The following is a 16,377-nucleotide window of genomic DNA, read 5'->3' as shown; positions in this document are numbered from 1 at the left end:
GCATTACTGGAATACGGTATTGATATAATATAACATATCCAAATTGCAATTTAGTAAGATTATTAAATGATAAATAAACTGCCCGTCACAGTGTTATCAGGTTTTTTGGGGGCTGGTAAAACAACCGTTCTTAGCCATATTCTTAATAACAGACAAGGTAAAAAAGTCGCCGTTATAGTAAACGATATGAGCGATATAAATATCGATGCATCCACTATTAAAAGTGGTGTATCGCTCAATTACAGTAATGAAAAACTGGTCGAGATGAGTAACGGTTGTATTTGCTGTACCCTACGAGAAGACTTACTTATTGAAGTGGGCAAATTTGCCAATGATGGGCGTTTTGATTACCTCGTCATTGAATCTACAGGCATATCTGAGCCCCTCCCCGTTGCAGAAACATTTACCTTTGCCGACGAAAACGGGGTTTCACTTAGTGATGTTGCCACCCTCGATACCATGGTAACAGTGGTTGACGCCGTTAACTTTTTAAACGACTACGAGCAAGCAAATGATTTACAAGATACCGGCGAATCATTAGGAGAAGACGACGAGCGAAGCGTTGCCGACTTACTTGTTGACCAAGTTGAATTTGCCGATGTTATTTTAATTAGTAAAACTGATTTAATTACAAACGATGAATTAAATAGACTCACTGCCATTTTAAATACGCTCAATACTCAAGCTAACATTATTCCTATTTCAAACGGCCATATTAATATTAACGAAGTGCTAAACACCGGTTTATTTAATTTTGAACGTGCCCAACAAGCACCGGGTTGGCTTAAAGAAATGCGTGGTGAACATATTCCCGAAACCGAAGAGTATGGTATTAGCAGCTTTAATTACACTGCGCGCCGCCCATTTGCCCCAGAAAAGTTTTATAACTTTTTGCACAATACCGAGCAATTTGGCAAGCTCATTCGTTCTAAAGGTTATTTTTGGCTCGCAACGCGCCCTTTATTTTGCGCGCAGTGGAGCCAAGCTGGCGGTATAGCGCATTACGGGTTTGCAGGCATGTTTTATAAAGCAATTCCTAAAAAAGACTGGCCCACAGAGCCCGAACTACTTGCTGATATAAACAGTAAGTGGTTAGAGCCCTTTGGTGACATGCGCCAAGAGCTTGTGTTTATTGGTCAGTCGTTAAATAAACACGCCATGATTAAAGCGCTTGATGACTGCCTACTCCCAGAAGATGCTGTTCTAAAAGGTAAAGATTTTTGGAAAACCTTTAACGACCCGTTTCCTATTTGGGAGGAAGAGTAATGAATGCCCTAGCCCCAATAACAGCGCAAGTAAAACCGGCGGAACCGCTATACCGAAGAGCAGCTATAGAGAGTGATGCCAATGCATTGCCACAAATTTATAACCAAGACACTAACATTGTTATTTGGCAAAGAGACCTTGAGCAAACATTAACAAATGCAGTCAATACACTCATTACCGCCAACGCTTTAAAGCCACTTGAACTTGCGGTATCACCTGATGATGCGTTTGATCAATTAATAAAAGCGCTTAAGCCAGAAGATAATAACCGCGATGAAATTAAAGCTTTGTGTGAAGACATCACACTGTTGGTTGAAATGTTTTGTTGCCTGTTTGATTTAAAACGCGCCGGTTTAAGGCTAAAAATATTAGATAAACCTATGTGCCCGCGTTTTCATGTAGACAAAATTCCGTGCCGGTTAGTGACTACTTACCAAGGTGTTGCTACGCAATGGTTAAATCACAGCGATGTAAACCGCTCAAAGCTAAGTACTGGTAATTTAGGTAAGCCTGATGAGGAGTCTGGCTTAATTAAAAGCCTAAATAATATTAACCAGCTAACAGAAGGCGATGTTGCACTGCTTAAAGGCGAATACTGGGATGAAAACGAAGGCGCAGGTTTAGTGCATCGCTCGCCACCGTTGGCTGGAACTAATAGCGCCCCTAGGTTACTGCTTACTCTCGATTTTATATAAAATTAAAGCGCCATTCATAAAGGCCATATTTTGTCTGGCCTTTATCAATTATACTTAACCTATCTTTGTAAGGTTATTAGCAATAACACTATATAACCCCTGAGAGTTGACCGGTTTTGAAATAAAGTCATCCATACCTACATCTAAACAACGCTGCTTATCTTCTTCATATGCATTGGCTGTAATAGCGATAATTGGAACCCTTTTATCTTCCCTTATTTCATTTTCGCGAATGCGTATAGTACATTCATAACCGTCCATATTAGGCATTTGACAGTCCATTAAAATTAAATCAAACACATTATTTTTTAATGCTTTCAGCGCTTCTAAGCCGTCGTTTGCCATTGTAATAGTAACAGCTGTTGGCTCTAACATTTTTGCAATTACTTGGCGATTTATCGGATTGTCTTCTACTAGCAGAATATGCTTATTGATCAAATCTGGTAAAGATTGCTCTTGTACACGATTTGCTAAATCGACAATTTGCGCTTTAGGTGCATGTATCGAAAACTTAATCGTACTGCCTAAACCTGGCACGCTATTGAGGGTTATTTCACCCTCCATTTTTTTAATCAAACCTTGGCAAATAGCCAGCCCAAGCCCTGTACCGCCATACTTACGAGCTACGCTAGCATCTGCTTGGGTAAACTCACTAAAAAGTAATAGTTGCTGCTCTTTTTCAATCCCAATTCCGCTATCAGACACACTTACCGTCAGTTGCTCATCTTTGTAATCAAACGATAAACGCACAAACCCAGCCTGAGTAAACTTTTGTGCATTTGACAATAAGTTAATAATTATTTGATTTAAACGTAAGTCATCTACATTTAAGCAATCGGGTAAGTCTGGGCTGCGCTGAATAATAAACTCAACATTGTTAGAATGAATAATGGGTGAGAATAACGAGTGTATATTTTCTATAAACGGAGCAAGCAAAGTAGCACGGGGGCTTATTTGCATAGCGTTAGCTTCAATTTTAGAAAAATCTAAAATATCATTTAATATTTGTAGTAAATTTTTTGAGCTTTTTTGTTGTGTTTCAAGAAGGTCACGCTGCTCATCGGTAAGGGTGGTATCACGAAGTAATACCTCACCCATACCTAAGATGCCGTTCATAGGCGTGCGCAGTTCATGACTCATATTGGCCAAAAACTGTGACTTAGCTTTGTTAGCTTCATTAGCAGATTTAACTGCTTTTGTTAGCTCATCTGTTTGCTCTGCCACTTTAACTTCCAATTGCTGGTTAAATTGGCTTAGCTGTTTATTTAGATCCTGATTTTTAATATTAGACGCTTGTAAGCTCTCTATTGAGTCCCTTAACGCACTTCCCAGCATCTTAAACTGCTCTTGTAGTTGCAGTACTTCGTACCAACTAGACTCTGTATTAAAATGTTGTTTTTCTGATTTATCAAAACCATGCATTAAATTAGTTAAACCAATAATTGGCTGAACTAATAAGTTAGACAAATGATGTATAAACAACACCACTAAAAATATCAACACTGCACTAAATAATATTGTTGGTAACCAGGCACTTGCTACTACCTTTGTTAAGTGCTTACGATTGTAAAACGTGATGACCTGCCATTTACTAACAGTATCAACATACTGATTGGTATGAAATACTTCATTATTAACAGAACGGAACAGTTGATTATCGCCCAAGTTACTTATCGTAAAATCTAAAGTTTTAAAGTCAGCCAAAATGTCAAATTGTGCTAATGAGCTAAAAACAATCCTTTGCTCAGCATCGAGTATAATTAGCTCACCAGTTTGGTTAAACAAATTCGGTATATATTGCTCTAAACGTTCAAGCTTTAACGACCCTTCCACTACACCATAAAACTCATCATTTCTGTAAATAGGCGCAGAAAGTGCAACTATAGGTTCATTACCAAGGCCACGCCCCTGAAACACACCACTGCTATAACCTTGAGGATACTGTTTAGCTTGAGAGAAATAAGGGCGGTCGTTAACAAAACGCTTTTCTTCACTAAGTCCTTCTAATAATGTGCTGGGAATACTTTTAGCAACATAGCCATTTGGCATTGCATATAAGCTTGTAGTAAAACCTGGGTATAAATCCATTAACTGCGTTAACTGTTGTTGTATAGTAATTCCACCACCTATGGCATCACTGCTCATTACCACCGCGTTTTTATGAAACTGTAAATAGTCATTCAACTGTGTGCTAATTGATTTCGCTTTTTCTTCAAGCTGAGCATTTACCTCATACTCTATGCGTGAGTGATGATCGTTCACCAAAAAAACACTTGTAATAAGGACAACCAAAACAATAATGACGCTGACAACATAGCTAAGAATACGAGCTAGTGGGCGTCCTTGATAAGCACGACTAGCAAAGGGAACAAATATGCTCATCAAATCAACGAGTGCTAAGCTTATTAATGCATTTACCAAGTATTTAAACACTGCAACAATAAGCGTTAGCGATGCTAAATCCATTACAAACTGGCCTATACCCCAAATGATAGGCAGTCCAACTAAAAACCAAAATACGGCACCTAAGGGTAAAATAGGTTTAGAGCGCCTTAAACAAAAAACATAAAGCCATAAAAGCTCCAACAAATAAACTATGCTGGGCCAACAGTGCCCCCATCTATAGAGTAAAAAGCTTGAGACAATTGCGAGCGTAAGGCAGGAATAACGCAGTCCAGTGAATACTAAGCTGCATAAAAACAAAAAATTGTCCAAATAAAAAATTCAGAACTATCGAAGAAATACAGGGGTAAAAGGTTAACCAACCCGCCTATTAACCCTAATAAAATAGCTAGTGCCCACTTACTTCTTTGAGACATTACAACAACCCTTGGGCATCTGATTTAACATGTGTAGCGTTAACGTTAACGTATTATTTCATTATTGCGCAATATCTAAGTGTTGTCTATAAGGCAGAAATATAGGGAATATCAGAAAATAAACTTGTGTGTATTTGGTTAAAGTTTTTTAAATTGATTAGCTGTAGTCACCCAATGTTGTTTGAAGTATAAGTTGACATAACCACATTCGATTTCATTGAACTACAACGGCACAAGTGAAGTGTAAGTTGGCATAATGTTGAAGCTTATAATGGCATAAAGTTACCAAATACAGGCTTTATGAAGCCAACCAAATAAAAATACTGCCAAGTTTAGTTGACTTATAACGTGTTGAAATTACTAACAGCCTTTTACTATGAAAAATGATTACTATAGACAAAGGCTGTTATCAAAAAATAACTAAACCCCAAAGTAATTCGTATACAAATATGCGTAACCATATCTATTTTTGTTACCGACCATATATGGAGTAATAATTTTATTAGCGATCAAAATTTGCTTAAACTCATTTATAGTCGTAGAGCTAACAGTGCTATCAGAAATATGGCGCTGTCTAATATCTTGTAGCAACTTTTCAAATAAACCTTCATCTAACTTAGCTTTTTTATACTGTGGATGAACTCGATTATTCGATAAATCTTGGCAGAAGTATTTGACCAATTCATTTCCCTGTTCACCCCAAAGATCTATCAGGTAATTCACAACTGCCTGCTTTCTTACATGCTTACTTGTGCAATAAGCTAACCCTAAGATTGCACCTTTTCGATAACCACGATCAAAATCCTGCTGCTCCTGCTCCTCAATTGCGTACTTGATCAAATCTAAAAAAGGTCTGAGATTCACTGTACTATCAGCACTTTGAATATTTCTATACAAGTCATCATAAGCACTGCTATTTTTACCATTTTTTTTCTGCTTTGATTCACCAAAGAATGCGTTAATTACAGGCTGAATTAAATAAGTATCTAAAGGCAATTGATTTCGAGCACCTTTTTTATTTAGGCGCTTCGTTACTTCATTAACTAAAACTGGTTTTAATTTTTCGCGTAGATATGTAGTAAATTCCTCGGGGGAATAAGTAAAAACAATCTTTAAAAAGTAAGAGTATATTTCATTCTTAGACCACTCTAAGCCAATTATTTTTGGCTTAAAGGAACTTTTATTTGTAAGGTTGCCAAGCCTCTCATATAAATCCCTCCTCAAAAAAAGTTTTGGAAATATGCTTTCCCAAGGAAACTTATTACATAATTTAACTAATGGCGAAACAATGTCATCCCAAAGATATGGTTTTACAATATTGTCTAGGCGGTCAAATGTTAAAATTAACCTTTTATCCTTTCCTCTAAGCTGACTATTGAAAAGTTCTAATTCTTTTTCAATCAATTGAAAAGATTCATTTAAAGTAACAATTTCTACAATTCTATCAATTACATTTATGTCGGAAAGGTTAACTATCAGTTCTTTGTTTTTAGTCGAAAAGTCTGCTCTGGTACAAATTGCATTCCAAATATAGAAGATCCAAAATTTCTTAATAAAGAGTTCGTTTTTGACCAGTTCTTCCGTTAAGCCTAAGATTTCAAAACTATCATTCTCATAATTAGTAATATTTAATACATTATAATTAAGATGCTTTTTCTGAGATTTTTCGATTAAAAGTTCAAAAATACTCTCAACTTGTAAAGCTTTATATAATGCTGTCTTGCCTGTTCCTTTGTCACCTAACAAAATAGTTTTTTCAGGTATAAAAAAATCTTCCATACAAGGTCTTATATAAAAGCTATTTCGCAAATAATCCTCAGTGTAGTCAATGTTTTCTGCGTACAAATCAGGAAGGTGTTTCTTTACCTCAAAAAGTACATTATCACTTATACTTGTATTGATTTGGCTTCTGCTTGATGATTCTTTTACTTCCTCTTCATTAACATTTACAAATAATTCTTTTTTATCTTCTGACTGAGCAGCTTCAGCTAATTCATCCGCACTAGATGGAATTAATGAATGAATATATTCAAATAGCATTTGGTATCTAGGTGAACCATTCTCTCCATTAATAAAATCATTTAAATCATCAATATCTTCATAAGGGGTACCTATAAGTTCCAGAATAAGCTGTCGGTCAAGATAAAATGTAGATATATTATCACTCTTATTAACTGCAATATAAGTGTTGAAATTGTTGAATCTCTTAGAAGGGCCACTACTAAGTATTGACAAAACATAGCACTGATTTACATCAATATTAGAAAGTAGGCTTGTTACATATTCCGCACCAGGAGTGTTTTGAATATCATCACCTAAAAACGTAATTATTGAACTCGAAATATTTACAAGAGCCCCAAAAATATTATTGAATCCTGTTCTTGAATCAACCAAAATAACATCAGGGTTATAAGCATCATTTATATCTGAGACTAATTCCTTTAATCTTTCAATTAGAATATTACTTTGAAGATCTAATCGTGCAATGCCTTCAATATAACTTAATAAATCGTCACTATCCCCAAGTAAATTTCCAGCTGGCATCAAGTGAATATTTCCTATTCCTGAGTAACTCTTTTCTACTTCATAGACATAATCATCAAGAGTAACTTCTGAATCGAATAAACAGTCATTAAGATACTCAACAACCCCTGATTTTTTAGAACCTGATTGAGAGGTATTAAAGAAATTAATCAACCCTGGCGCTTCAAAATCACAATCGATTACAAAAACTTTTTTACCCATCCGCGAAAGATATGTTGCAGTTAATGCAAGTGAGGTTGTTCTTCCAACCCCTCCTTTGTAGCTATAAAACGTAATAACATTACTCTTATTAATTTGATTTGAGCTTTTATCTAAAAGAGCAGACAAAGACCGCCTCAGACCGTAATCAACTTTACTTCCTGAAAATTCATATGAATAATCGACTTCACTATCTTCAGTAGAAAAAAACTCAAATGTAATGGAGTCATTTAGTAAGCTTTCTTTGATTAGCTGTTGATCTTCAATATATTCTTCATATTGAGATAACTCAGCCTCAAAATCAACTATTGACTCAATAGAGTCGCTTGCAACTAATACTTTAACAGTTTGATTAATAGATAACTTTACTTTATATTTTTCTATTATTTTCTTGTCTTGAAGGTGGATTAAAAAAGCTTCTATCGTTTTTATGAATTTGAATGACTTTAACATTATTAACCTATAGCCTTTCCACTGTTTTAAGCACTTCACGTGCACAGTCTAAAAATGTGAATAAGTGTTTATTTTCTAACATCGAATATGACAATGGCTTTGAATCATTGTACAAATATCTTACAGGGGCATCCCAAGAATTATATAACTTAACAACTTCAGGTGGGACAGAGTTTCTATCATCAACCAATTTTATACCTGCATGTCTGACAATTAGGTGTTCAGAATAACGATCGAATCTATGTTTTTTGATGTCATTGGCAAAGTCTATGCCTGGGACATTAAGCTCATTAATTGGAGTTTTAAGATCATGATTTACTAATTTATATATCCCATATTTAATTGAGCATTCGAAAATATAGCCCGTTAAATAATATAAATTTAACCTAAAGTGTTTATTATTAACTTTATCTGGGGCTTTTACTAAATCCAAACCCAAGATAGTTGTTTTTAGAGCTTCGCATGTCGCATAGTGCTTTCTAGCTGCGTTAAGGTATTCTGAATAAACCATGAAATATATCTATTTATTATTTTTACAATATTACAACATATAATTCCTGCACTTAACCAATATGGTGTAACCCCCCCAACATCTTACATGAAAAATTTGAGTTTAATACGTAATTATGTCAGAAATTGTACGAGTAATAGAAAATCAAAGTGAATTTTTGACCATGTTTGGACGAATAAAAACCTTAATAAAATCCAAGTTTTATATCAAATAACGAATAAAAAGACCCCAGCGTTTGCTGGGGTCTTTTTATTTAGCCTCTGCCTTTTCGGCAGTTATAAAGTCACAAGTTGTGGTTGTTTACTTCCTGGCCTAATTTCAGCTGCCTATTCGGCAGAAGATACACGTGTAGGAACTACTCGACTATTTTCTAAATTTTCAGCTGCCTACTCGGCAGTTCACTATTAAAAGTAGTTTAAATTTCTATAAATACCAAACTGTTAAACGAATTTAAATTATTTACCCTTATTTTAATCAACCAGATAACCCATTGAAAATTAAGAAGAGTGTTGTATAACTATTAAAAAAGGGTATTCAAAGAGGGAACCGTGCCTTGAAATGTTTGATTTGTAGCAAAGCCATAATTGTTAAACTGATTATTTATGGGTTCAGTTTTTTCAATTTTTTGTATATGCAGAATATAACTTTGGCCGTTACCTTTGCTTGATACAGGTATTGAATGAAAGTGGCCTATGTCCTTTGCCTCAAATTTATATTTAGGGTTGTAGACTTCGCCTCTGGCTTCAGCTCGCTTTTTAGCGCGTTTTAATCGTCTTTGCTTTTCGCCAACAAATGCTTTGGCTACCGATTGGTTGCGAACAAACATTACATCACTTTGGTTTGTTGGTACTTCGAGTATTTTTGATAAATCAAATAATTTATCATGAGCCATCATCTCAAAATAGCTTTGCTGAGATAGGTTGGTTAATTGCTTTTTATCTGTTGATACGAACGCTATTTGATTACCTATGGTTTGCTCGTTCCATTTAGGAAAACACACACCTATATTACTAATTTCGCGTGAACTCATAAACCCATGCAAAATACCAATACAACGCCCAGCAAGAAGGCTTACATCACAATTCTTGGGTAAATAAGTAATGGTAAAATAATAGCGCTTCAACCTTTACTCCTTTGAAACAAGCCACCTTTAATCAGCACTGCCGCAATAAAGTGAACTGCGTCTGATTGTTCACTTTGCCCTAAACCATGCTTTTCCATGTGCTTAATATGCATGGCAATGCGCGGGAGTAATGAATAAAAGTCTGAATGGCTCTTAGGTGTTCTGTGTGCAACTAATATTTGCTTATCTGCGCCATACTCGTGAGTGCGTAAAGGTTTGTAACCTCCCTCGTACCAATCATCAATAGTTTGAATCGCAGCCCCTACTTTTTGCGAGTTTAAACTTGCTGCTTTTTTATCGCCCACTTGAGTGTATGCAAGTTGTTTAGATGACATGCCTTGTTCAACATTATCTACAAACTTTTGACTAGGGTGAACTTCTTGGCTAAATGCATTTTTAATTTTTGCTGTTATATCTAAATAACAATAATTTTGAGGGTTGCTGAGCCCTTCTTGAATAGCTTCTGACAACGTTAATAATGCCGTTTGATTATTTTGCCAATTGCCTTGCCATTTTAGTTTTTGTACACCTTCAACAATAATTGGAGCTGCGTGCTCAGTAAGGATTTCAATATCAACATTTGGTGATTGGCGGTTACGCCAAAGCCAGTTGCCCATCAGTATATTTTTAGCATAGCGAGTTGCAACGTCATTAAAACCATTGTGTTTTTTGTAGGTTTCAAAAAAACGTTTTAACCAATAGATAACTTTAGGGTCATCACAAACATGTGGCTCATTGCTATTGGCCTCAACCCTGAGTGAAAAACGGCAAAATAGCTCATTTACTGTTGGAGGCACGTAGCACACATCAATTGTTTGAGGGTTTCCAAAAGCAAGATCTTGTGGCGCTAAATTTTTAGCTTCACCTTGCTTTTGATACGCATCGCCAAATCCTGATTTTTGCCCAACTAATTTATTTTGTTCTATTTGTAGCGGTTCAAAATCAGACTCTGGTGTTTTATAAAAAAACACTGCTTTGCTGGGTGAAAGCGAACGCGAGTAACTTAAGTGCCGAGGTAATTGCATTATTCATACTCAAACTTAGACTTTTTCATAAGCATAGACTCTTTTTGAACATCCATAACCCAAAATGCGTCATGAAAGAACCGCTTAGCCCCTGCATACTTAACTGACGTATTGCTAACACACTCTAACAACCCAATTACGGGCTCAGCGTAACAATGATATTCATGTAATGCTGCATCTCGCTTTACGGGTTCTTCAAGCGCAGCAAAGCCAATTGCAGCGGGTCTTAGATTAAAGTTACCGTTAAGGACATCAATCAATTGTTCAAAACTTTTGACTACTTTTTTTGAAGGGTACAACCAACTGCCATTTAACGATTTTGCCTTTATATTTTTAAACAGCTCACTCGGTGTAGTATGTACATGACACCAGTTTATATTTTGATATAACGAAGGTGGATGCATGGTCCCGCCTGCATACGTAGATGGTAGTGCGGGCTTTATAAGCTGACTATTTAACTTATTAAGTATCTCTTCATTTGGTACGAAAAACCTAAATACTAAATCGAGTGTTATGTCACATTTAGGTTTATCGATAATTCCTGATCTTATTACATGACTACGGCCAGCAACTTGTTTTAACTTACTTGGCTCAGGTAATGGTTTACCTTTATGTAGTTGATAGTTTTCAATGTAAATAGCACTGCCAATACACTTAATTGAAGGGTCTATAAAGTTTTTTAGCTTACGCTCAAAGTTATGAGCAAGCCCATTTAAAGCAGTAAGTGAGGGCATGCCTTGAATATATGGGTTAGCCATTGCCTCGGCATCAAACACTCGCATATCTTGGCAATGTACATACACTATTTGCTCATCATTTAATGTTTCCTTTTCAGTTGCACAATGAGTAAACACATAGTTTAACTGCGATTTAAACAGCCCCATTAAATTAGGGTGATACGCAAAGCGTTTGAGCTTACTTAAATTACCAAGGCTCTCATTTAGTACGTTACTAAATTGGCTAATGCAGTTAGTAATACTCTGATCTAAGTAATGCTTTGCCCACTCAGGGTAAGCTTGCTCATGAGCGTTATTTTTAGCTTCCAGAATGTTATCCAGCCACAACTGCAAGCTAACACGTACTTGCCTAATCGCCGCGACTCGCGCTAATCGCTTTTGCCTTAACGTATTAAACTGTTTAATACCAACCAATACCAAAAGCGCCTGTTGAAATTGACTACTTAATAGCGCACGAATTTTAAATGCTTTCTCAATATCATTATTGGCTACTTTAGAGCGGTTAATAGCCTTTGAATATGTTTTAGGGAAGTAGCGCAACACTCTAATATTACCACCTACTGAGCTTGCTAAATCGCCAACATTGGCTGGTCTTGAGTGCTCAACAAAACCAAAATTTAACTTACGATCTGTTCTTAATTGCTGAATTTTAGCTAGCATTGCGTGACTTACTACAGGCGTAACCGCAAGGTAGCTTTGCTGAAATGGCATTTGTAGTTGTGGTGAAAAAGAGCTTACTTCTAATGGGAGTTCTGCCACTGGCAACTGCTGTTTTATTTTACCCGCGATGTCTAAAACCGTCTTTTTAGTAAACCCGTATGCTCTTATTAAATTAATCCAAACAGGCTCTTCAGTTATTAGTAACTTTGCTAAACAAGTCACTTCGCCCTGCCAACTAAATGAGGTTAAAAATAACTTTGCATGATTAATTTCAGCACTGTTGTGCGACCAGCCAAAACTTAAAGGTAATGACCGGCTACAAATACCCGCAATATCTTCACTTATAACGTCACTAATTAAACGTTGATGGCTTACGCGTATATCAGGATATTTTAAATTATGAGTATGAAACCATTTTACTTCGTTAATGCACTTACTCAGTAACACTTCATCGCGTAATACACTTTGAGCGGTTCTTGTACTTGTTAAATCATCAATTTCACTTCGCTTATAAACTAGGTTAATGAGCACAGTCAGCGCTTGTTCCTCAAAACCATCTACCGCAACATGAGGCATGTATGGAGCAAACAACTTTCTAATGGCTGTGGTTTTTTCTTTCAATAATTCAATTGCAAATGCATCTTGTAAGTTCATAAGTTACCACGGCGCTATAAATTGTTTTTTTGTTTGAGTCTTTTCAGCTGCAAATGCTTGCTGTAGTTCAATTACTTGGCGTAAAATAAAAAACATGGCTATCAGCTCTGAGCTGTTCGTGTCTTTTTTTGTGAGTAAGCACAGTTTAAAAAGCCTTCTTGGTGAAGCCTGTAAACTTGCTCTGTGGTGGTGTTTAATAATACTGCGGTGTCAAAAGTACAAAGCAGTAAGTCAGCAATATTTGGATGTTTAGCTTTAGGATTACTATCAACTAATTCGACAAAGTAATTAATAATCTCATCAAGAACTTTGTTTTTACGGTTACTTGTTGCAGCTATTTGACCATCACGGATCACACTGCCATACACAGAGTTAAACTTAGTTTTATTAAAAGGGTTAAGTTGTTTGAGCCGCGCATTTTTTTGTGAGTAAATCTAATTCAGCGGTAAAGCCATCAGGCCAAGTACTAAAGTAATCAACAAAAGCGCAGTTAAAGTCAGCATCGCTTACATCAAGTTGCTTAACCTTCGCAAACCAGGATATTAACCCGACTATTTTATGGCTGTTATTACTTGCAAGCGCAAATGCAATTTTAAAGTCTGCATAGTTTAACTGTTCACTACTGGTTGGTTTATAACCACAAACACACTCTAAAAACGCCTCAGAAGCTCTATAATCAATTAAGTTATGACATTTACCACAATGTATGGCTAATTGTGTTTTATGCTTATGGCACGCTTTATAGGGCTTTAAATGCCAGTGAAAAGGAATATATGAAGATTCAGACAAGCATTCAATGCAAACAGGTATGTTATCAGTATGAAGTAGCTCAAGGGGAATTGTTAGATCATTACGGCTTACTGCTGCAAGGTTGCCAAATTTAAAATTACTGCGCCGCCATGCAAGCGCAAGAATATCACCAGCGTTAACATCAGCTAATTGGGCTACTAACTTAAGCGCTCTTATTCTAAAGCTGCTCGCTTGCCTAGCATGATAAACATCAACTTTACTCAGCTCTAACGGCAACGCACCTTCAAGCTCATGATCTTGCTCCGCAAGCCATTGCCATAAAATATCAGCAAGCTCACTATAACGATCGTATGAGTTATCCCTAGCAAGCCTTAGCAAATAGCTTTCAAGCGCCTCTTCAGGATAAGGTTTTGTTTGAACTAAAAAATGCATCGCCAACCTAAACTAAGAAAATCTTAGTTTAGGTTTAGGCTAAATAAATGCGACCGTCAAAGTATATCCCTAACTTATTTGGTAAAATGTAATCACTTTCTCTTATGGTCTATATTTTACTCTGTAGATTTTTTAGTAATTTCATTATGTCTTCTCCAAACTTTGACATCAATCCACTTAATTGGTCAGGTGATGTAATTTCATTCAAATCATCATCTAAATTGTCGAGCAATGTATTTACTTCTTCTTGTATATTCTCACTTAAAGGCCTAGCTAATAAAAAGTTATCTCTAATAGCATTCGATTTCTCTAAAAAAAACTTTTCATAAAAGTCTGACAAGTGACTAAATTTAGTAAACTCGCTTCTTGCTTCAATTACAAGCTCAGTTACTACTCCCATGCACTTAGGAAAAATAACTTGTCTCATCCAATAGTCATCTATAACTGATCTTTCTCTAGATTTAGAGAATGAATACAGTGCCCAACCGAATGAAAGTACTGACAATATAAAGGCCAATGTAGAAAGTAAGACAGATAATATATCTTTAGTTTCCCAAAGTCGAGGTGATGTACCCTTGGCTTTATTAATATTTATATTAGTAACTGACTGTTTTTTAATAAATTTAAAGCGTTTTCTTGGGGTGTGATAGCTGCTACATTTTTAAATTTTCGTTCATTTGTCATAGTAGCATGAGGGTTATCAGTAACTAGAATCGTATTATTAGGAGCCGATTGCTCTAAACCCAATTCAATATATTCACTAACATACTTATCATTCTGTTGTATAAAAGCTTTACTACTTAAAGATTTTTCAATTTCAAAACTTCGCTCTGTTATTTTTGCGTCATTTATAGAAACAGTGCTCTGAGTATTTGTAATCTCTTGACTCTGTGCTGATTTGCTCTCTGAAGAAAATGAACTAGTGCAGCCAGTAATAAGAAGAAGCTGTAAAACTAGCTGCATATATAAACTGTACAAATTAATGACCCATCAAAGAGCGAGGCTTAGTAATACTTCTTCTAATTGCTCTAACACATTCATCTTTACTTTTTTCATTAAGTGAACTCAAGTCAACGTGCTTTAAGAGCTCATTGATATTACCATTTTCTTTTTTTGCCAATACGATAAGTACTTCACTTAGTAATCCAAGAAAATATGAGCTAGTAATTAGCTGATCGTCGTTTGCTAACATTATAAAGTTATCTGCATCCTTGATATCAAACCTAGTCCGAGCCCTCTCTCCATTTTTTCTACCTGATAATAAAGTCTCGCCCGTTTTACTTAAATCAATTCTAATTGTTTGCATCATTGTGTTCCTCATCATCTAAAGGAGTTGTACTTCCAGTTAGAGGCACCCTAATATTTAAAAGCATGCCAGGAAAGCTAACTCCTTTCATACATAGTACATGATCAGTAGAAGGTGGCACTTTCAAGTCACCACATTCATTGAAAGGAAAAATAAAATCTTCTTCTCCGGATTCATTTGAAATATTAACCGAATCAAATTTGCCATCAAACTTGAGAACTGTATTACCAGTAATTATATTCATTTGTGCACCTGATTCGCAATAATTACCTCTCAACTGCTCATAGGATTTATAAATTCCTTCGAATGTCTCTATGAGTCTAATAGTTCCTTGTCCTCTAGTACTATCAGAATCCTTTTTTGAACTAATATTGCCTTGCATAGCTGAAACCGTAGTTAGCACATCTTTATTTGCCTTACCTTCATGGTAATTTACATACTCCATCGCGAGGCTTTTAGCCTCACTATCATCCTCTAATGAATTGAAAGTGTCACTGATACTTAAACCAAAATTCATCACTGTCAGGTCAAAAAACCTTTTATCTGCCACAGTTGTATTCAAATAGCTTCTTACAAACCAAATAGGTGCAGTTCCACCACAGTGTTCATGCGCATTGTCTAAAACCTCACCAATACACATTTCAATATCTTTGCCGACATTTTCTCGAAGCTCTAACTCTTGAGTACTTAGACAAGCTTTTAAGTGCTTGACTAAGTTTTTGGCCGTTTCATTTTTCACATCATTAGCTAAACCGCTTGAACTTTCATTCAGGTAATTATCTTTTCTAAAATAAAGAACATCACCTTTGACACATTTTTCAGGAGTATTTTGCTTTAACTCCGCAACAATACCAACACTGTTAAGCATTTCATAATGAGTCCCATCATCATGTATCATACCCTTCACTTTTAAAGGAAAGGTACTATCTCTTGCTGTATTAACCTCATTTGCAACTAAACCCAACATCATCTCACTGGCTACACAGCTATTGACATTATTGTGTTTAACTTCAAGCGTGTTTAGTTTTGGGTTTAAAATAGATCGATAAAACTTACTTACAAAACTAATTACCTTTTCAGGATCTTCATAAATGTTGAAGTCTTTAGGTATTTTTACTTTCAATCTATCTTTTTTTAATCTGAAAGTATTATGATGTGAAGGAGTCAATTTATCAAAATACTTAGCTAATCTTGATTGACTGCT

At 35.8% G+C, this 16,377-nt stretch carries 14 protein-coding genes; 2 read left to right on the top strand and 12 right to left on the bottom strand.

Annotation, left to right across the window (positions count from 1 at the left end; genetic code table 11):
- Nucleotides 1-66: 66 nt before the first annotated feature.
- Together zigA and P20480_RS10220 are read left to right on the top strand one after the other, a co-directional pair.
- A complete protein-coding gene (gene zigA, locus P20480_RS10215) occupies nt 67-1,266 on the top strand; it encodes a zinc metallochaperone GTPase ZigA (protein ID WP_008129250.1) in 1,200 nt (399 codons plus the stop codon).
- Complete coding sequence (locus tag P20480_RS10220; protein ID WP_008129249.1) at nt 1,266-1,961, top strand: DUF1826 domain-containing protein; 696 nt, start codon at nt 1,266-1,268, stop codon at nt 1,959-1,961. Before zigA ends, P20480_RS10220 begins: the two co-directional genes overlap by 1 nt.
- A gap of 54 nt (nt 1,962-2,015) precedes the next feature.
- On the opposite strand, the gene P20480_RS10225 is transcribed toward P20480_RS10220, so the two are convergent.
- The 12 genes from P20480_RS10225 to P20480_RS19495 form a co-directional block, all read right to left on the bottom strand.
- Entirely contained in the window at nt 2,016-4,427 is a 2,412-nt protein-coding gene (locus tag P20480_RS10225; protein WP_238530296.1) for a response regulator, read from the bottom strand.
- A gap of 773 nt (nt 4,428-5,200) precedes the next feature.
- Nucleotides 5,201-7,975: a tyrosine-protein kinase family protein gene (locus tag P20480_RS10230; protein WP_008129246.1), complete on the bottom strand. Its 2,775-nt coding sequence runs from the start codon at nt 7,973-7,975 to the stop codon at nt 5,201-5,203.
- 7 nt (nt 7,976-7,982) lie between these two features.
- Nucleotides 7,983-8,486 carry a hypothetical protein gene (locus P20480_RS18020; protein ID WP_033025388.1) on the bottom strand — a complete coding sequence of 168 codons (504 nt, stop codon included), beginning with the start codon at nt 8,484-8,486 and terminating at the stop codon, nt 7,983-7,985.
- A gap of 520 nt (nt 8,487-9,006) precedes the next feature.
- Nucleotides 9,007-9,609, bottom strand: coding sequence for a type I-F CRISPR-associated endoribonuclease Cas6/Csy4 (gene cas6f, locus P20480_RS10235; RefSeq protein WP_008129244.1), 603 nt, complete (start codon nt 9,607-9,609; stop codon nt 9,007-9,009).
- Entirely contained in the window at nt 9,606-10,634 is a 1,029-nt protein-coding gene (gene csy3, locus P20480_RS10240) for a type I-F CRISPR-associated protein Csy3 (protein ID WP_008129242.1), read from the bottom strand. The genes cas6f and csy3 overlap by 4 nt, the downstream gene beginning before the upstream one ends.
- Nucleotides 10,634-12,685, bottom strand: a complete 2,052-nt coding sequence (locus tag P20480_RS10245; RefSeq protein ID WP_008129239.1) for a type I-F CRISPR-associated protein Csy2 — start codon at nt 12,683-12,685, stop codon at nt 10,634-10,636. Before P20480_RS10245 ends, csy3 begins: the two co-directional genes overlap by 1 nt.
- 101 nt (nt 12,686-12,786) lie before the next feature.
- Nucleotides 12,787-13,041: a hypothetical protein gene (locus P20480_RS19815; protein ID WP_238530295.1), complete on the bottom strand. Its 255-nt coding sequence runs from the start codon at nt 13,039-13,041 to the stop codon at nt 12,787-12,789.
- A gap of 40 nt (nt 13,042-13,081) precedes the next feature.
- Entirely contained in the window at nt 13,082-13,867 is a 786-nt protein-coding gene (locus tag P20480_RS18015; protein WP_008129236.1) for a TniQ family protein, read from the bottom strand.
- A 109-nt stretch (nt 13,868-13,976) separates the two neighbouring features.
- Complete coding sequence (locus tag P20480_RS10250) at nt 13,977-14,372, bottom strand: hypothetical protein (protein WP_138922283.1); 396 nt, start codon at nt 14,370-14,372, stop codon at nt 13,977-13,979.
- Nucleotides 14,373-14,458: 86 nt separating this feature from the next.
- A complete protein-coding gene (locus P20480_RS10255) occupies nt 14,459-14,830 on the bottom strand; it encodes a hypothetical protein (RefSeq protein WP_008129232.1) in 372 nt (123 codons plus the stop codon).
- A gap of 16 nt (nt 14,831-14,846) precedes the next feature.
- On the bottom strand, nt 14,847-15,176 hold the full coding sequence (locus tag P20480_RS10260; RefSeq protein ID WP_008129230.1) for a hypothetical protein: 330 nt from the start codon (nt 15,174-15,176) through the stop codon (nt 14,847-14,849).
- The coding region (locus P20480_RS19495; RefSeq protein ID WP_033025380.1) for a hypothetical protein at nt 15,160-16,377 on the bottom strand (1,218 nt) is incomplete at its 5' end. The genes P20480_RS10260 and P20480_RS19495, both read right to left, overlap by 17 nt.

This window comes from Pseudoalteromonas sp. BSi20480 (assembly GCF_000241365.1).
Lineage (GTDB): Bacteria > Pseudomonadota > Gammaproteobacteria > Enterobacterales > Alteromonadaceae > Pseudoalteromonas > Pseudoalteromonas marina.
The sequence above is the reverse complement of the archived record's forward strand: the minus strand, read 5'-3'. Positions and strand labels throughout refer to the sequence as shown.